At 71.1% G+C, this 15771-nt stretch carries 17 protein-coding genes; 8 read left to right on the top strand and 9 right to left on the bottom strand.

Annotation, left to right across the window (positions count from 1 at the left end):
• Positions 1–171 precede the first annotated feature (171 nt).
• The 3 genes from ACIP4X_RS18975 to ACIP4X_RS18985 all read left to right on the top strand — a co-directional run bounded on the left by ACIP4X_RS18975 (position 172) and on the right by ACIP4X_RS18985 (position 1862).
• On the top strand, positions 172–405 hold the full coding sequence (locus ACIP4X_RS18975) for a hypothetical protein (protein WP_100568832.1): 234 nt from the start codon (positions 172–174) through the stop codon (positions 403–405).
• Between the two features lie 70 nt (positions 406–475).
• Entirely contained in the window at positions 476–1600 is a 1125-nt protein-coding gene (locus ACIP4X_RS18980; RefSeq protein WP_358732154.1) for a CapA family protein, read from the top strand.
• A gap of 76 nt (positions 1601–1676) precedes the next feature.
• Positions 1677–1862, top strand: coding sequence for a hypothetical protein (locus tag ACIP4X_RS18985; RefSeq protein ID WP_358732156.1), 186 nt, complete (start codon positions 1677–1679; stop codon positions 1860–1862).
• Here the strand turns inward: ACIP4X_RS18985 and ACIP4X_RS18990 are convergent.
• A complete protein-coding gene (locus ACIP4X_RS18990; protein WP_358732157.1) occupies positions 1841–2848 on the bottom strand; it encodes a 1-aminocyclopropane-1-carboxylate deaminase in 1008 nt (335 codons plus the stop codon). The two genes, ACIP4X_RS18985 and ACIP4X_RS18990, sit on opposite strands and share 22 nt — an antisense overlap.
• 67 nt (positions 2849–2915) lie before the next feature.
• A complete protein-coding gene (locus tag ACIP4X_RS18995; RefSeq protein WP_391455562.1) occupies positions 2916–3656 on the bottom strand; it encodes an FCD domain-containing protein in 741 nt (246 codons plus the stop codon).
• 389 nt (positions 3657–4045) lie between these two features.
• On the opposite strand from ACIP4X_RS18995, the gene ACIP4X_RS19000 reads away from it, so the two are divergent.
• The 3 genes from ACIP4X_RS19000 (at position 4046) to ACIP4X_RS19010 (ending at position 7368) form a co-directional block, all read left to right on the top strand.
• Positions 4046–5251, top strand: coding sequence for a cytochrome P450 (locus tag ACIP4X_RS19000; protein ID WP_358732161.1), 1206 nt, complete (start codon positions 4046–4048; stop codon positions 5249–5251).
• 204 nt (positions 5252–5455) lie between these two features.
• Positions 5456–6076, top strand: coding sequence for an isochorismatase family cysteine hydrolase (locus ACIP4X_RS19005; protein WP_358732488.1), 621 nt, complete (start codon positions 5456–5458; stop codon positions 6074–6076).
• Entirely contained in the window at positions 6073–7368 is a 1296-nt protein-coding gene (locus ACIP4X_RS19010) for an MFS transporter (protein ID WP_391455559.1), read from the top strand. Before ACIP4X_RS19005 ends, ACIP4X_RS19010 begins: the two co-directional genes overlap by 4 nt.
• A 41-nt stretch (positions 7369–7409) precedes the next feature.
• Here the strand turns inward: ACIP4X_RS19010 and ACIP4X_RS19015 are convergent, their stop codons facing one another.
• From ACIP4X_RS19015 to ACIP4X_RS19030, 4 genes are all read right to left on the bottom strand, one after another.
• Positions 7410–8378, bottom strand: a complete 969-nt coding sequence (locus ACIP4X_RS19015) for a LysR family transcriptional regulator (RefSeq protein WP_358732165.1) — start codon at positions 8376–8378, stop codon at positions 7410–7412.
• 145 nt (positions 8379–8523) lie between these two features.
• Positions 8524–9165: a hypothetical protein gene (locus tag ACIP4X_RS19020; RefSeq protein ID WP_391455556.1), complete on the bottom strand. Its 642-nt coding sequence runs from the start codon at positions 9163–9165 to the stop codon at positions 8524–8526.
• Positions 9162–10889, bottom strand: a complete 1728-nt coding sequence (locus ACIP4X_RS19025; protein ID WP_358732169.1) for a PHP domain-containing protein — start codon at positions 10887–10889, stop codon at positions 9162–9164. Before ACIP4X_RS19025 ends, ACIP4X_RS19020 begins: the two co-directional genes overlap by 4 nt.
• Positions 10890–11079: 190 nt before the next feature.
• Positions 11080–11964, bottom strand: a complete 885-nt coding sequence (locus ACIP4X_RS19030; RefSeq protein WP_358732171.1) for a neutral zinc metallopeptidase — start codon at positions 11962–11964, stop codon at positions 11080–11082.
• Between the two features lie 236 nt (positions 11965–12200).
• Here ACIP4X_RS19030 and ACIP4X_RS19035 point away from each other — a divergent pair, with 236 nt between their 5' ends.
• Positions 12201–12773 carry a DUF6529 family protein gene (locus ACIP4X_RS19035; protein ID WP_358732173.1) on the top strand — a complete coding sequence of 191 codons (573 nt, stop codon included), beginning with the start codon at positions 12201–12203 and terminating at the stop codon, positions 12771–12773.
• A 37-nt stretch (positions 12774–12810) separates the two neighbouring features.
• On the opposite strand, the gene ACIP4X_RS19040 is transcribed toward ACIP4X_RS19035, so the two are convergent.
• Positions 12811–13368, bottom strand: coding sequence for a DoxX family protein (locus tag ACIP4X_RS19040; RefSeq protein ID WP_358732175.1), 558 nt, complete (start codon positions 13366–13368; stop codon positions 12811–12813).
• Positions 13369–13620: 252 nt separating this feature from the next.
• Here ACIP4X_RS19040 and ACIP4X_RS19045 point away from each other — a divergent pair, with 252 nt between their 5' ends.
• Positions 13621–13818 (top strand): antitoxin, encoded by a 198-nt coding sequence (locus tag ACIP4X_RS19045; protein WP_358732177.1) that lies wholly within the window; start codon positions 13621–13623, stop codon positions 13816–13818.
• A gap of 90 nt (positions 13819–13908) precedes the next feature.
• On the opposite strand, the gene paaK is transcribed toward ACIP4X_RS19045, so the two are convergent.
• Entirely contained in the window at positions 13909–15255 is a 1347-nt protein-coding gene (gene paaK / locus ACIP4X_RS19050; protein ID WP_358732179.1) for a phenylacetate--CoA ligase PaaK, read from the bottom strand.
• Positions 15252–15716 carry a hydroxyphenylacetyl-CoA thioesterase PaaI gene (paaI, locus tag ACIP4X_RS19055; RefSeq protein WP_358732180.1) on the bottom strand — a complete coding sequence of 155 codons (465 nt, stop codon included), beginning with the start codon at positions 15714–15716 and terminating at the stop codon, positions 15252–15254. The genes paaK and paaI overlap by 4 nt, the downstream gene beginning before the upstream one ends.
• Positions 15717–15771: the final 55 nt, after the last annotated feature.

Here is a 15771-nt window from a genome sequence, read left to right on the forward strand (position 1 = left end):
GACGTCGTTCGCGGGGCGTGGGGTCCGTCGGAGTGGTTGTGCCGCGGCGGCCGGTCCGGCCGGTGCCGTTGGTGGAATACGGCTCGGGATGCGCGACCCGGCCCTCGGGACGCGCGACCCGTTCCGACGCCGGGGCACCGGTCCGTCCGGCACAGCGAGGAGTGAAGGCTCATGGCAGTGTGCGAGGTCTGCAACAACGACTACGAGATGTCGTTCGAGGTGCGCGCGGGCGACGCGGTCCACATCTTCGACAGCCTGGAGTGCGCGGCCCAGCGGATCGCGCCGACGTGCGGCAACTGCGACTGCCGCATCCTCGGCCACGGTCTTCAGGCCGACGGGCGCTTCTTCTGCTGCGCCAACTGCGCGCGCCGGCAGGGAGTCGCCCAGCTCGTCGACCACGCCTGACCTCCCGGCGGGGGAACACGGCGCGCTCCCGCCCCGCCTCGATTCCCGTCGCGGTCACTACGGTGGGGGTATGCGCGACGGCGTGGTGACGCTGTTCCTGTGCGGCGACGTGATGCTCGGCCGCGGCGTCGACCAGATCCTCCCGTGCCCCGGCGATCCGGCCCTGCGGGAGGCCTGGGTGCGCGACGCCCGGTCGTACGTCGAGCTGGCGGAGGCGGCGAACGGCCCGATCCCCGCGCCGGTCCCACCGCGGTGGCCGTGGGGCGAGGCGCTGCCGGTGCTGGCGGCCGCCGCCCCGGACGTGCGGATCGTGAATCTGGAGACGTCCGTGACCCGCAGCGACGCGTTCGCGCCGGAGAAGGACGTCCACTACCGGATGCACCCGGGCAACCTGCCCGCCCTGGAGGTGGCCCGGCCCGGCGTCTGCGTCCTGGCCAACAACCACACGCTGGACTTCGGCCGTGCGGGGCTCCTTGAGACGCTGGACTCCCTGACGGGGGCGGGACTGCCGGTGGCGGGCGCCGGCCGGGACGCACAGGAGGCGTTCGCGCCCGCGGTGCTCCCGGTGGCGGACGGGGTCCGGGTGCTGGTGTTCTCCCTGGGGACGACGTCCAGCGGCATACCGCGGAGCTGGGCGGCGACGGCGGACCGCGCCGGTGTCGCGTACGTCCCGGCGGCGACGGCGGAGGCGGCCGCGGCGGTCGTCGCACGCGTTCGGCGGGCGCGGTCCCCGGGCGACATCGTGGTCGTCTCGGTGCACTGGGGGTCCAACTGGGGCTACCACGTTCCCCGGGAGCAGATCCGCTTCGCCCGCGCGCTGGTCGACGGCGGCGTCGACGTCGTCCACGGGCACTCCTCGCACCACCCGCGTCCCGTGGAGGTGTACCGCGACCGGCTGATCCTGTACGGCTGCGGCGACTTCATCGACGACTACGAGGGCATCTCCGGCTACGAGGGTTACCGCGACGACCTGCGGATCGCCTACTTCCCCTCGCTCAGGGCGGAGACGGGACGGCTCGCGGGGCTGCGCATGGTGGCGCTGCGGGCCCGGCGCATGCGGCTGGAGCCCGCCACCGGGGAGGAGCGAGCATGGCTGCGGGCGACACTCGCCCGGATCAGCACGGGTGTCGTCATCGCCTCGGAGCCGGACGGCACGCTCGGCGCGGTGAGTACGACGACGCCGCAGGAGCCGTAAGGCCCCCGCGGCGGCGCTCCCGGACACCCGGCCCGCCGGGAGGCCGGGACCGGGCGCCGGACGTACCTTCGGACATATGGACGAGATGCCCCGGCGCATCGACCCCGCGACGGACCGGACCGCCGCGGCGATCCTGCTCGGCTGCCTCCCCGAAGAGGTCGGCTACTGCCCCCGCTGCCACGGACTGACCCACCGCTACGGTCGCGACGCCCGGGTTCTGTGCCCGGCCTGCGAGGCGAGTCAGTGGAAAACGCCGCTGTAGGCGTTGAGGGCAGGCTGGCCGCCCAGGTGGGCGTACAGGACGTTCGAGCCCTTGGGGATGTCGCCGCGCCGGACGAGGTCGATGAGGCCGGCCATGGACTTGCCCTCGTAGACAGGGTCGATGATCATGCCTTCGAGGCGTCCGGTGAGGCGGATGGCGTCCAGGGTGGACTGGACGGGGACGCCGTAGAGGTCGCCGGCCCAGCCCTCCAGGACGGTGATCTCGTCGTCGCGCAACTCCCGGCCCAAACCTATGAGTTCGGCGGTGTTGCGGGCGATCTTCGCCACCTGGGCGCGGGTCTCGTCGATCTTGGCCGAGGCGTCGATGCCCAGCACCCGGCGGGGCCGGTCCTGGCCCGCGAAACCGGCGATCATGCCCGCGTGCGTGCTGCCGGTGACGCTGCACACCACGATCGTGTCGAAGAAGACCCCGAGTTCCTGTTCCTGCTGCTGGACCTCGTGGGCCCAGTGGGCGAAGCCGAGGCCGCCCAGGGGGTGGTCGGAGGCTCCGGCGGGGATGGCGTACGGAGTGCCGCCGGCGGCGCGGACGTCCTCCAGGGCCTGGTGCCAGCTGTCCTTGAACCCGATGCCGAAGTCCGCCCGGACCAGGCGCACGTCGGCGCCCATGACGCGGGACAGCAGGATATTGCCGACCTTGTCGTTGACCGCGTCCGGCCACTCCACCCAGCTCTCCTGGACGAGAACGGCCTTCAGACCCGTCTTCGCGGCGACCGCGGCCACCTGCCGGGTGTGGTTGGACTGGACGCCGCCGATGGTGACCAGGGTGTCGGCGCCCTTGCGGAGCGCGTCGGGGACCAGGTACTCCAGCTTCCGGGTCTTGTTGCCGCCGAAGGCCAGACCGCTGTTGCAGTCCTCCCGCTTGGCCCAGACACGGGCACCGCCGAGATGGTCACTGAGCCGGTCCAGCGGGTGGACGGGGCTGGGGCCGAACAGCAGGGGGTGGCGCTCGAAGGACTCGAGGGACATCTGGGGGCTCCTCGCGGGGTCGTCTGCCGGGGGATGAGGGTCCTGCGTGGGCGTGGGGACGGGTGGGTCAGCGCCGGGTGACGCCACCGCCGGGTCCGCCGTCCTGCTCGCCGGCGTCGGCGTCGGCGTCGGCGTCGGCGTCGGCGTCGAGGAGCGCGGTGTCGAGCAGCGGCAGCAGCGTCTGCCAGTTGGCACGGGTGGCGGCCACGGCCCCCTCGACGTCCCCGGACTCGCACAGCGCGATGATCCGTTCGTGCTGGGCGACCGAGCCGCGGCCGCTCAGCGAGGAGAAACGCAGCCTCTCCACACGCCGCAGCACTGGCGTGAACTGCTCCAGGACGGTGCGGACGGCCGGGTTGGCACAGGCGGTGACGGCGACGCCGTGGAAGGCGTCGTCGGCCTCGATCGCCGCGTCGACGTCGCCCCGGCGCAGGGCGTCGGCGAAGCGCGCGTTGGCCTCGCGCATGGCGGCCGGCTCGGCGGCGGTCAGGTGGGGCATCGCCTCGCGGACGGCGAGTTCGTGCATGGCCGCCGTCACCGACTGGGCCGCGCGGGCGGCGCGTACGTCCAGGGGGCTGACCATGGTGTAGCGGCCGGGCTTCGTCCGCACCAGGCCGGCCTGCTCCAGCCGCGCCAGGGCCTCCCGCACCGGTGTGCGGCTGACGCCCAGCCACTCCACCAGGTCGTTGTCGTTGAGGCGCTCCCCCGGTGCGAGGGTGCCGTCGACGATGGCGTCCCGGATGGCCCGGTAGGCGTTGTCCCGGAGGAGTGATCGGGAGACGAGTCCCCTGCTCTGCGGCACTGGCATGCAACATATTGCACGCTGCATGACAGATAACTGTCAAGAGTGCGCCCGCACGGGTCCTCCGCGACCGGCGGCCGGAGCCGCGCGCGGCCTCGTTAGCCCACCTGGCTGTATGTGACGGAGCGGGTCACCGGATCGCGTGTTTCGATCAGCAAGGAGGCGAACGACATGGGACCGCGCGTCCCTCGGGGGCCGGGTGCCACCGCCTCCGTCGACTTCCCACCGCCCGGCGGCGGAAGGGCCGCCGCGGTGGCCCGGTGTCGATCGCCGGCGAAGGCCGGTCCGCCTCGTCACCCACAGGGCGGCCGGCGGCGCCGTGAGGCTCGCCTGGGGCCTTCGCCGGGCCGTGGACACCACCGACGTCGTATCCCCTGCCCCGAAGGAACCGACTGATGACCACGGACAACGAGACGGCCGTCTGCCCGTTCGACTTCAGCGAGACCCTGGAGTTCGACCCCTCCCTCGCAAAGCTGATGTCCCGCGACACCCCCACCCGGATCCGGCTGAGCTACGGCGACGCGGACGCCTGGCTGGTCACCGACTTCGACGGCGTCAAGCAGGTGACCACCGACCAGCGGTTCAGCCGGGCGGCCATCATCGGCCGCGACTACCCCCGGATGACGCCGGAGCCCATCGTGTCGCCCGAGTCGATCAACGTGATGGACCCGCCGTACAGCAGCCGCGTCCGCCATCTGGCGTCACAGGCCTTCACCCAGCCGCGGGTGGAGGCCATGCGCCCCCGGATCGTCCGGCTCGCGGACGATCTGCTGGACACCATGGAGAAGGCGGGACCGCCGGCGGACCTGATCCGGCACCTCTCCGACCCGCTTCCCCAGCACACCGTCCTCGACCTCCTCGGCATCGAGCGGGAGGAGTGGCCCTGGATCCAGAAGGCCGTGCACCAGCTCCTCGTCGTCGGCCCGGACAGCAAGGAGGCCGCGGCGAGCGCCAAGACGGAACTGACGGCCTTCTTCGGTGAGCTCGTCGCACAGCGGCGGAAGTCGCCGGGCAGCGACATCATCAGCGCGATGGCCGCGGCGCGGGACGGCAAGGAGCAGCTCGACGACCGGGAACTGGCGGTCATGACGCTCATGCTGGCGCTCAGCGGCCAGGACACGGCGACCTGCGAGATCAGCGACATCGTGTACCTGCTCCTGACCCGACCCGAACTGGCGAAACGCCTCAGGAGCCGGCCCGAGACCCTGACCGACGTGCTGCACGAACTGCTCCGCCACATCCCCTTCCGCAAGGGGGTCGGCATCCCGCGGGTGGCCCTGGAGGACGTGGAACTGGGCGGTGTGACGATCCGGGCGGGCGACTACGTCCACGTGTCGTACCTGACGGCCAACCGCGACCCGGAGCGCTACACGGACCCGCACGACATCGACGTGGACCGGCCGAGCGCCCCGCATATGACGTTCGGCTGGGGCGGGCACCGGTGCATCGCGATGCCGTTGGCCATGGCCGAACTCGAAGTGGCCATCGGACGGCTCATGGAGCGTTTCCCGGAGCTGCGCCTCGCGGTGCCGCCGGAGGAGGTGCGCTGGGACGCGCAGACGATCAGGCGGTTCCCCCTGGAGCTGCCGTTGGCCTGGTAGGGACGCCCGCCCGGCAGGGGCGACACGGACGCCGCCCGGCCCCGGTCGGCCGGACCGCCGGGGCCGGGCGCCGCCTCGCGACGGTATAAAGAATTCCTATGACTGGCAGGGCGCGTTTCACGGTTAGGCTCTGTGCCCAATCCTCGGGCCATGTTTCCGGCCTTCCGTATTCGAAACGCAAGAGGAGTTCATCCGTTGAACGCGATGTGGCGCGTGAACCCGCAGAAGACGGCTCTGCTCGTGATCGACATGCAGAACGACTTTGTTCTCGAGGGATATCCGATGGAAGTGCCGATGGCACGCCGGCGGATACCCCGGATGCAGGAGGTCGTCGCCGAGTGCCGGGCGGCCGGAATTCCGGTCGTCTACACCCAGCACATTCTGCTGGACACCTTCAATGTGTCCCCGCTGGAATCCACCTACAACACGGCACTGCTGAGCGCGGGCATGCGCAAGGGCACGTTCGGCGCGCAGGTCGTCGACGACCTGAAGCCGGAGGCCGAGGACGTCGTCGTCGAAAAGCACCGCTACGACGCGTTCCACAACACGCACCTGGAGAACGTGCTGACCAGCATCTCCGGGCTGCGCGAGGTGGACACCGTGATCATCGTCGGCACCCTCACCGAGGTCTGCTGCGACTCGACCGCGCGCGGCGCGTACATGCGCGACTTCAAGGTGGCCTTCGTCGGCGACGCCACCGGCGCGCGCAGCGAGGAGGCGCAGGCGGCCACGGAGAACACCATCGGCACGTTCTTCGGCCGGGTGCTCACCACCGAGAACCTGGTCGCGGAAATCCGCGCGAACCGTGAGGGGAGAGCGGCATGAGACCCAGAGAATACGACGTCCGCTACGAACGCCAGGCGGTCGTGCTGCTCTCCCTCGGATTCGGCCTCGTCGGTCTGGACCGCTGGATCATCAGCCCGCTTTTCCCGTCGATGATGAAGGAACTCGGGCTCGACTACCAGGACCTGGGCAACATCATCGGTGTTCTCGGTCTCGCCTGGGGATGTTCCTCCCTTCTCATGGGCGGTCTCTCCGACCGGCTGGGCCGGCGCAAAATCCTGGTCGGCTCGATCGTGTTCTTCTCGGTCTGCTCGCTGCTGACGGGAATGGTCGGCGGGCTCATCAGCCTTCTGATGGTGCGGGTCATCATGGGCATCACCGAGGGCGCGTTCACCCCGACCGCGGTGGCCGCCACGGCGGAGGCGTCGCGGCCCGAGCGCCGCGGGCTGAACATGGGCATGCAGCAGAGCACGTTCGCCCTGTTCGGCATCGGCCTGGGCCCGATCATCGCCACCCAGCTGCTGCGGGTCCTGCCGAGCTGGCACTGGGTCTTCGGTCTGATGCTGGTCCCCGGCCTGGTCCTGGCCTGGTTCGTCTTCCGGAGCGTGCGCGAGCCCCATCAGCTGCCGGCCTTCGAATCCGCCGTCTCCCCCACCGCCGAGGGGCAGACCCGCTGGCTGGACGTCTTCCGCTACCGGAACATCCGGCTGGCCATCCTCGCCCTGTGCGGCGCGATGACGTGCATCTTCGTGCTGAGCGCCATGGTGCCGAGCTACCTGGTCGACCACCAGGGCATCGGGACCAGCCAGATGGGCGTCATCGCCTCCGGCATCGGGTTCGGCGCCTTCGCGGGCCAGCTGGTCATTCCGGGGCTGTCGGACAGGTTCGGCCGCAAGCCCGTGGTCGTCGTGGCGCTGCTGATGGCGATGTGCATGCTGATCGGCTTCATCCTCCAGGGACCGGTGGTGCCGCTGCTGTTCCTGCTGCTGTTCTTCGTCGCCTTCGGGGCCAACGGCTGTCTGGCCCTGCTCGCCGGGACCGTGACCGTGGAGTCCGTCCCCGCCGGTCTGATGGCCGCCGCGGCCGGCACCGTCATGGGTGTCGCGGAGATCTTCGGCGGCGGCGTGGCCCCGTCCGTCGCCGGATATCTGGCGCAGCACCACGGCATCCACACCGTCCTCTATCTGGCGCTCGGCGGACTGCTGCTGTGCGTGGTGGCCGCGTCCTTCCTCCAGGAGACGGCGCCGAAGAAGACCGGCCGTGCCGGTCACGAGGACGCCGCCGTCACACCGGCCGCGGGCGTGCGGCCGGAGCCCGGCCCCGCCGCGCGCTGAGGACCTGTTCGGGAGGCGGACGACCCGCGCGTCGGCGCGGGTCACCCCGTCCCGGGCAGACCGCCGTCCGGGGTACCGGGCGGGTCCTCGTCGAGGAATCGCGCGACGGACGCGGCGAACGCCTCGGTCACCCCGTGGTCACGGCCCGCGTCGCTGACCCCCACCGTGACGTTGATCTGCGGAAGCAGTCCGGGCAGCCGGGACGAGGGCAGGTCCGTCGCCCGCTGCCCCCGGTCGCCGAGGAGGACACCGGCCGGGACCACGGTGATGCACTCCCCCAGGCGGATCAGCGCGTGCATGGTCCGGTAGTCGTCCACCACGTGGAAGCGGGAGATCTCGTACGTCTCGATGAGTGTGGTGGTGATCGCCGCGTGGTGGGTCAGCACGGGATTGTCGAACAGCACGAACCGGTAGCGGGACAGCAGTGCCTTCACGGCCGGGGCGCTGACCTCCTCCAGCACCGTTCCCGGCGGGTGGACGAGCGCCATGTCCTCGGTGCCGACGACGTCGGTGCGGAAGGGGTGGTCGGCTTCCGTGGAGTAGAACAGCCCGGCGTCCAGCTGGTTCAGTTCCAGCAGGTCGATCACCGTCGTGGCGGGCCGGCTGGTCACCCGGAACTCGTCCGCCCCGTACACGTCCAGCGCGCTGCTCACCACGGCCCGCACGGACCGCTCCGACAGCCAGTTGTCCACGCCGAACACGACCTTGTGCGGATGACCGGCCACCTCGGCGAAGCTCCGCGGCCGGGACGGGTCCTGCTTGCCGAGGACCGCAGAGGCGTTGGACAGGTCCCGCATGAGCTGGGCGGCGTACGGCAGGAAGTACGCGCCCTGCGGGGTCAGCACCGCGCCCTTCCAGCCCCGCTGGAACAACGCGAAGCCGAGACTGTCCTCCAGCCGCCGCAGCCGCTGGCTCATCGCCGGCTGCGTGACGTACGAGTCCGCGGCGGCCTTGGAGATACTGCGGTGCTTGGCCACGGCCAGGAATGAACGAAGCGCCTCGACATCCACGGTTGCCCCTCCTTCGGCCACGACACGGGGCTCGATGGACGGGACCCTACTGCCCCGCGGACCCTTTGTGACCTGCTGGGACCGCTGGGGCCCGGCGTAGGCGGAAGGAATTGTTCCGGGCGGGTGCCGCGGGCCGGCGCGGCCGTCAGCCGTGATCGGCGCAGCAGGGGGTGGGGTCGGGCACCTCGAAGGGGGCGAGGAGGCCGCCCGGGGCGGGCACGAGCGGCAGCACGAGCCGTCCGTCCTGCCACAGGGGGCGGACGTGATCGCGGGTCGTGACCGGGGTGTCCGGTGCCGGGCCGCTGCCGGGGCCGGACGGCGCTCCGAGGACCGTGACCCGTTCGATGGCGGTGTGCTGGAGGAGGAGGCTCAGCGGGACCGTGCCGACGAGACGCCCTGCACCGGGGTAGACGACGGCGCGTCCCCGCGTGCGGCTGTGCTGCTCGGCCGCCGCCAGCGCGGCGCCGTCCGCGTACGCCGCCGGACCGTGCCGCAGCGCGCCGAGGGCCGCGCCCGGGGGTGGCCTGTCCTCGTCCGCCTCCGCGAGGAGGGTGACCAGCCGGTGCCACACCGAGGCCGCGGTGTCCGCGTCCGGCAGCGCCAGGGAGACCGCGATGTGCGGTCGCTCGCCGCTTCGGACCGGGTGGGTGCAGGCGACGGTGGTGTCCGGCAGTCCGAGCCGCGTCACCAGGTCGTGGGCGAGGTGGTCGGCGCCGCGCAGGTCCGCCGACCCGGCGTCCACACCGATCACGGTGGGGGCGCCGGGTCCGCCGGGTGTACCGGTCATGCGGGCAGGACCCACATCGGGTTGGAGTAGAACCACAGGTCCTTCCACGGGTCGGCGTCGCCGACCACGTCCATCGCCGGTCCGGCCGGGTCCACGGCGGCACCGCGCAGACCGACCGCGGAGCGGTTCCCGTCGGTGCCGCGCAGCCGCACGTACACGGGCTTGTCCACGCGGCCGAGGGAGTACGTCAGCCGCACCGAGCCGGTGGACTTGTTCACCTCGAAGGACTTGACGACCTTCGTGTTCGGGGTGATGAACACGTCCTTGTCGGAGACGCGGCCCGTGACGGCACCCTGGATCACGTCGACGCGGGCCAGCTTCGGCACGAACTGCGCCCAGTTGGGACCGTCCGCGAGGCTGATCTCGACGACCAGGTCGACCTGGCTGCCACGGCGCACGTGCAGCGCGTCGCCGAGGGTGACGGCCTTGCCGCCGGAGCGCAGCTGGGCGTCGAGGCCGCTGATCAGCCCGCCGTGGTCGACCCAGACGCGGCCGGCGCGGATGCCGTCCATGACCGCCTGGTAGGAGAAGGAGGCGGCACCGACGTGGGTGCGGGAGTACTGGCCGGGCCAGAAGTCGCCGTCGCCCAGGTTCGGTCCGCCGCCGTGGACGGGGTCCTCGTAGCGGCCCTTCGCGTCGAAGTCGCTGCCCGGTCCGCGGACGGAGGAGTCGGCGTAGACGCTGTGGGAGTCGGAGTTGGCGGTGATCCACCACGGCTTGCCCTCGGCCAGCAGGCTGTCCCAGAGGCCGCCGACGGTCGCGGTCATCCAGTCGAAGCCGCCCCAGGTGCGGTAACTCTCCAGCGGGTAACCGGAGAAGGAGTCGGCGCCGGGGCTGTTGTCGTAGTAACCCCGGCCCGAACCGGGGCCGTTCGGCGCGGGCAGGCCGGCGGCCTGGTGGCCGGGGGCGCCCTCCATGCCGACCGCGATCGTCGGCTGCGCGTCGCGCCAGGCACGGATCTCGTGCGGGGAGTCGATGCCCTTGCGGGCGGGGTGGTTGGCCAGGAACAGGGCGTCCTTGACCTTGCGGCGCTTGACCTGCTCGGCGAGGAAGTCGACACCCGCGATGGCGAGCGCCTCGTTGGCGGGGGTGGAGGCGGTGGCCTTCTTCACGGCCCCGTCGAAGGAGTTCTCGAACTCCTTCAGCACGGCGACCTCGTTGCTGCCGGGGTGGACGAAGACGGTGCCGTGCTCGGCGGCCGGGATGTTCCACTCCAGGCCCTGGAAGACGAGCGTGTCCCTGATCTTCCCGCGGGCGGCGACGATGTCCGGGTTGACCTTCTCCACGCCGATCTTGGCGTGCTGCTCGCTGCCGTGGTCGGTGATGACCATCCAGTCCAGGCCGTGCGCGTTGGCCTGGCGCACGTGGTCGACGACCCGGTACTTGCCGTCGGAGCTGTACTGGGTGTGGATGTGGTGGTCGCCGGCCAGCCACAGATAGCCCCCGGAGCGGGCGGGCCGGGAGGACGGCTGGTTCTGGTTCTGGCCCTGGTGGCCCTGGGACTGGGACGCGGCCGCCTGTCCGGCGCCTGCGAGCACGCTGCCCGCCGCCAGTCCCGCGCCGAGCAGACCGGTGCGGCGGAGCATGGACCGGCGGGAGAGCTGATCGGGCGTCAACTCGGCGTCGGGGATGTCGAGGTCGAGCGCCGGTGGCAGGGATCCGCCGCCCGTACCCTGCGCGTGGTCGTGGTGATGCCCGTGGGCGTGACTGTGGCCGTGGCCCATGTCCGAACTCCTGCCGTCGGTACGTGCGAAGCGTGTTCGAGCGGCGCCCATGCTGGGCCCCTGCCGCCAACACGGTGGGAACGGCTGGTGACATCGACAGGTACGGCCGGTGGCACCCGATGTTGCGGCGGGGCCGTGGACACGACGAAGGCCCCGGCCGGGAAACCCGGTCGGGGCCTTCGTCACATGGTCAGATGGCGCCGGTGAAGGTGTCGCACCGGGCCGGGGAGCCCGTGGTGTACCCGGTGGTGAACCAGTGGACCCGCTGCTGCGAGCTGCCGTGGGTCCAGCCCTCCGGGTCGACGCGGCCCTGGGTGCGTTCCTGGATGCGGTCGTCGCCGACGGCCTCCGCGGCGTCGAGGGCCTCACGGATGTCGGAGTCGGTGAAAGGCTTTTCGAAGAAGCCGGTGGTGACGGCGTTCTTGGCCCAGACCCCGGCGTAGCAGTCGGCCTGGAGTTCCAGCCGGACCGAGCCGCTGTCGGCTCCCGTGCGGTCGCGGCCGGCGCGGTTCATGGTGCCCAGCAGGTTCTGCACGTGGTGCCCGTACTCGTGGCCGATGACGTACGCCTGCGCGAAGGGACCGCCCTTGGCGCCGAACCGGTCCTCCAGATCGCGGAAGAAGCCGAGGTCGAGGTAGACGCCGCGATCGGCCGGGCAGTAGAACGGGCCCATGGCAGAGGTGGCCCGGCCGCACCCCGTGTTCCAGCTGCCGGAGACCAGTTTGGTTCCGGCCTTGCTGTACGTCTGCTGGAAGTGCTCGGGAAGTGCGCCCTGCCAGTAGCGCTGGATGCTGTTGACCACACCCACCACGCGGCACTTCTCCAACTCGTTGGCGTTGCTGCCCTTGCGGCACTTCTCCTTCAGGTTCTCGCCCGGCTGCGAGGCGGCGGAGTTCGAGCCGCCGCCGTTCAGGAGACTCGCCGGGTTGACGCCCAGGAGCAGCGCGGCGACCAGGACGACGACGCCGATGACGCCGCCGCCGATGGTGAGCCCTCCTCCGGGAATGCCACCGCCGCTGCTGCCGAGGTCATCGACCTGAGAAGCATCAAGATCCACGTCATCGCGGAATTCCATGGGTCGTTCGTCTCCTGGGGGTTGGTGATCACCCCCATTCTGCCCGGTGCCGTGGACCGGTCGCACGAAGGCGGGCACCGGAGCAGCGACTGCCCGGGCGGACCAGTCCGAGTGGACAGGACCCGAACGCCCGGGGCCAACTGGGAGAAGAGGTCCGCCGAGGTCGTGTCCCGCGGCTGCCCGGATGCGCCGTCCGACACCAATGGAGCGCTCATGACCCGATTGACCGGGGACCGATGACCGGGCACACGGGCGCGCCGACGCGGCGTCCCGCACGAACGGTGGCGGTCCTTCTGGCCGCTCTGCTGCCGGTCGCGGTCGCGGTCGGGCTGTACGCGTTCGGCCGCACGCACACACCCGACTACACCAGCGGCCTGTTCGGGCGGCACGGCGTCGGTGTCTACGATCTCAAGGCGCGCCTGGGCAGCGCTCTGATGGCACTCGCAGTCGTCCAACTGCTGCTCGGGCTGTGGATGTACCGGCGCCTACCGGGAGCGGGGGCCGCGCCGCGCCGGGTGCACCCCGCACACCGGCTCATCGGCCTCCTCGCCTTTCTGCTCTCGCTGCCCATCGCCTACCACTGCATCACCGCCTACGGAGTGAAGTTCACGAGCAGCCGGGCGGCGGTGCACTCCATCACGGGCTGCGTCCTGTACGGCGCGTTCGTCGCCAAGGTGCTGGTGGTGCACAGCCGCCGACTGCCCGGTTGGGCGCTTCCGGTGGCCGGCGGCGCCCTGGTCACCGCTATCGCGCTGATGTGGTACACAGCCGCTCTGTGGTTCTTCGTCGGCTTCGCCCCCGGCTTCTGACCGTCTGCCGTGACGCCGACGTGAAACTGCCGCGGCGTCAGAGAGCGAGCGCGACCGCGGCGCCCGCGCCGCCAAGGCCCAGGGCTACTGCCGCCTCCCGCCAGCCGCCGAAGCCCCATCGGAAGAACCGGTCGACGGCCAGCCGGCCCGGCCCGATGGCGGCGATCCCCAGGGCGACGACGGCGATGCCGACGTTGTATTCCACACCACCGTCCGTCTCCCAGAGGCCGTGGGCGCCGGTGACGGTCACCATCGCGTTGATCATGACGCCGATCAGGGCGGCGGCCGCGAGCGGGGTCAGCAGCCCGAGGGCGAGGCCGAGGCCGCCCAGGAACTCCGAGAGACCAGCGATCGCGGCGAACAGCTTTCCCGGGCGGTAGCCGAGGGCGGTGAACCCCTGACCGGTCGCGGTCAGACCGCTCCCCCCGAAGAGCCCGAAGAGTTTCTGCGCGCCGTGCCCGGCCATCAGCAGACCGAAGGTGAGCCTGATGAGCAGCAGACCGCAGTCGGCGGCGGCCCCCTTGACCACTCCGGTGTGCTGTGCCACCGGCTCCGTGGCACGGGAGGGACGGTACAGAATGCGATTCGTCAACATGGAAGTGCTCCGCTGAGAACGCCAGGACGGGCGTTGCCCCCCAGCTCGGACACGCCGAGGCACCGGTCGGGCGTGGACCGCGCACGGCGCGTGTCCGCCCGTCCCCCCGGGTACCGATCCTGCCGCAGCGGGCGCGGTCTCGCATCCGGGCCTGTCCGCACCCGGCCTGACCGTTCCCCCGGCGCATCGGGCCCGCGTCATGAGATCATGAGGGCCCGGACTACTACAGCCCCGTAGAGGAGCGCCACGCGCATGTTCGACCAGTTGAAGAGCCTGAAGGGCAAGGTCGAGGGCATCGCCGAAGCCCACGGCGACAAGATCTCCGACGGCCTGGAGAAGGTCGGCGAGTTCGTCGACGGCAAGACCGGCGGCAAGCACAGCGGCACGATCGACACCGTCGTCGACAAGGCCCAGGACGCCGTGGACAAGCTGGGCAAGCACAAGGGCTGAGCCCACCGGCCACCGGCCGCACGGCTCCGACGCCGGGCGGCCGGAATCTGCCTCATCGTCGACTTCGCGTCAGCAAAGCCGAACCGGGGCTCATCCCTTGCGCAGGTCCCGGACCCGGCGGATCTTGCCCACCGAGCGCTCCAGGCTCTCCGGCTCGACCACCAGCACCTCGACGCTGATGCCGACCGAGTCCTTCACACCCTTGGAGATGGCCCTGGCGGCCGTCTCGCGCTGCTCCGGTCCGACGCCGGGGCGGGCCTCGATGTGGACCGTCATGTGATCCATGCGGCCGCGCTGGGTCAACTGGATCTGGAAGTGCGGGGCGACGCCGGGCACCCGCAGCACGACCTCCTCGATCTGGCTCGGGAAGACGTTCACCCCCCGCAGGATGATCATGTCGTCGCTGCGGCCGGTGATCTTCTCCATACGGCGGAAGGCGGGCCGCGCGGTGCCGGGCAGCAGGCGGGTGAGGTCACGCGTGCGGTACCGGATGATCGGCAGGGCTTCCTTCGTCAGCGAGGTGAACACCAGCTCGCCGCTCTCGCCGTCGGGCAGCACCTCACCGGTGATCGGGTCGACGACCTCGGGACAGAAGTGGTCCTCCCAGATGTGCAGTCCGTCCTTGGTGTCCACGCACTCCTGCGCCACACCCGGGCCCATGACCTCCGACAGGCCGTAGATGTCGACGGCGTGGATGTCCATGCGCTCCTCGATCTCGCGCCGCATCGCCTCCGTCCAGGGCTCGGCGCCGAAGATGCCGACCTTCAGTGAGCTGGTACGCGGGTCCACGCCCTGCCGCTCGAACTCGTCGAGCAGGGTCAGCATGTAGGAGGGCGTGACCATGATGATCTCGGGTTCGAAGTCCCGGATGATCTGCACCTGGCGCGCGGTCATGCCGCCGGAGGCGGGGATCACGGTGCATCCGGCGCGCTCGGCCCCGTAGTGCGCGCCGAGGCCGCCGGTGAACAGGCCGTAGCCGTAGGAGATGTGGACCTTGTGGCCGCGCCGGCCGCCCGCGGCACGGATGGAGCGGGCGATGAGGTCGGCCCAGGTCGACAGGTCGTTCTCGGTGTAGCCGACCACGGTGGGGAGGCCGGTGGTGCCGCTGGAGGCGTGGATGCGCCGGACCTCGGACATGGGGACGGCGAACATCCCGAAGGGGTACGTCTCGCGCAGGTCGGCCTTGGTGGTGAAGGGGAAGCGGGCCAGGTCCCCGAGGGAGCGGCAGTCGTCGGGCGTCACGCCGGCCTCGTCGAACTTCCTGCGGTACAGCTCGACGTTGTCGTAGGCGTGGCGGAGGGTCGCGCGAAGCCGGCCGAGCTGCACATCGTGGAGCTGCTCGCGGGTCAGGCGCTCGCCGCTGTCCAGCAGCTCGTCCGGGAGGGGCTGTCCCAGCCGGGGCCCCTGATCCACCGGGGCCGTGACTTCGCTGCTCATTGCGACTCCTTCGTCTTCTCGCTTCGTAGGCTGCGGCTGCGCCCGCGGAACTCGGCGATCACCTCGCCCTCGGCGGACCGCGCTTCGCGCGGGCTGTCGTCGATGCGCCGGACGCTCACGTCGTAGATCCCGCTGCGGCCGTACCGGGTGCGCTCGCAGGCCGTCGCCACCAGGACGTCGCCCTCGTGGGCCGGCGCGATGAAGACGATGTCGGCCGCCGCCGCGACCGTCACGGGCCCGTGGCTGTTGCAGGCGCAGGCGAACGCCGTGTCGGCGAGCAGGAAGAGATAGCCGCCGTGGGCGATCCCGTGCCCGTTGACCATCGCCGGCGTCACGGTCATCCGCACCTCGGCGGTTCCTTCGCCGTGGTGCGTCAGCTCGATGCCGAGATTCCGGGAAGCCAGGTCCGCGGCGAACATCGTCTCGACCGGGCCGGGATCGACGTCAGTGGCCTGCGTCACGTTTTCCACCACCTTGTGTACCGACCGAACATTCGGTTAGCGTCGGCAAAGCCAA

Origin of the sequence: Streptomyces sp. NPDC088817, from assembly GCF_044750345.1 — a bacterium.
Lineage (GTDB): Bacteria > Actinomycetota > Actinomycetes > Streptomycetales > Streptomycetaceae > Streptomyces.

What these genes read in the sequence shown, in the direction of transcription:
- ACIP4X_RS18975 (WP_100568832.1), top strand. Translation starts at nt 172, where the DNA reads ATGGCAGTGTGCGAGGTCTGCAACAACGACTACGAGATGTCGTTCGAG.
- ACIP4X_RS18980 (WP_358732154.1), top strand. Translation starts at nt 476, where the DNA reads ATGCGCGACGGCGTGGTGACGCTGTTCCTGTGCGGCGACGTGATGCTC.
- ACIP4X_RS18985 (WP_358732156.1), top strand. Translation starts at nt 1,677, where the DNA reads ATGGACGAGATGCCCCGGCGCATCGACCCCGCGACGGACCGGACCGCC.
- ACIP4X_RS18990 (WP_358732157.1), bottom strand. Translation starts at nt 2,848, where the DNA reads ATGTCCCTCGAGTCCTTCGAGCGCCACCCCCTGCTGTTCGGCCCCAGC.
- ACIP4X_RS18995 (WP_391455562.1), bottom strand. Translation starts at nt 3,656, where the DNA reads ATGCCAGTGCCGCAGAGCAGGGGACTCGTCTCCCGATCACTCCTCCGG.
- ACIP4X_RS19000 (WP_358732161.1), top strand. Translation starts at nt 4,046, where the DNA reads ATGACCACGGACAACGAGACGGCCGTCTGCCCGTTCGACTTCAGCGAG.
- ACIP4X_RS19005 (WP_358732488.1), top strand. Translation starts at nt 5,456, where the DNA reads ATGTGGCGCGTGAACCCGCAGAAGACGGCTCTGCTCGTGATCGACATG.
- ACIP4X_RS19010 (WP_391455559.1), top strand. Translation starts at nt 6,073, where the DNA reads ATGAGACCCAGAGAATACGACGTCCGCTACGAACGCCAGGCGGTCGTG.
- ACIP4X_RS19020 (WP_391455556.1), bottom strand. Translation starts at nt 9,165, where the DNA reads ATGACCGGTACACCCGGCGGACCCGGCGCCCCCACCGTGATCGGTGTG.
- ACIP4X_RS19025 (WP_358732169.1), bottom strand. Translation starts at nt 10,889, where the DNA reads ATGGGCCACGGCCACAGTCACGCCCACGGGCATCACCACGACCACGCG.
- ACIP4X_RS19030 (WP_358732171.1), bottom strand. Translation starts at nt 11,964, where the DNA reads ATGGAATTCCGCGATGACGTGGATCTTGATGCTTCTCAGGTCGATGAC.
- ACIP4X_RS19035 (WP_358732173.1), top strand. Translation starts at nt 12,201, where the DNA reads ATGACCGGGCACACGGGCGCGCCGACGCGGCGTCCCGCACGAACGGTG.
- ACIP4X_RS19040 (WP_358732175.1), bottom strand. Translation starts at nt 13,368, where the DNA reads ATGTTGACGAATCGCATTCTGTACCGTCCCTCCCGTGCCACGGAGCCG.
- ACIP4X_RS19045 (WP_358732177.1), top strand. Translation starts at nt 13,621, where the DNA reads ATGTTCGACCAGTTGAAGAGCCTGAAGGGCAAGGTCGAGGGCATCGCC.
- paaK (WP_358732179.1), bottom strand. Translation starts at nt 15,255, where the DNA reads ATGAGCAGCGAAGTCACGGCCCCGGTGGATCAGGGGCCCCGGCTGGGA.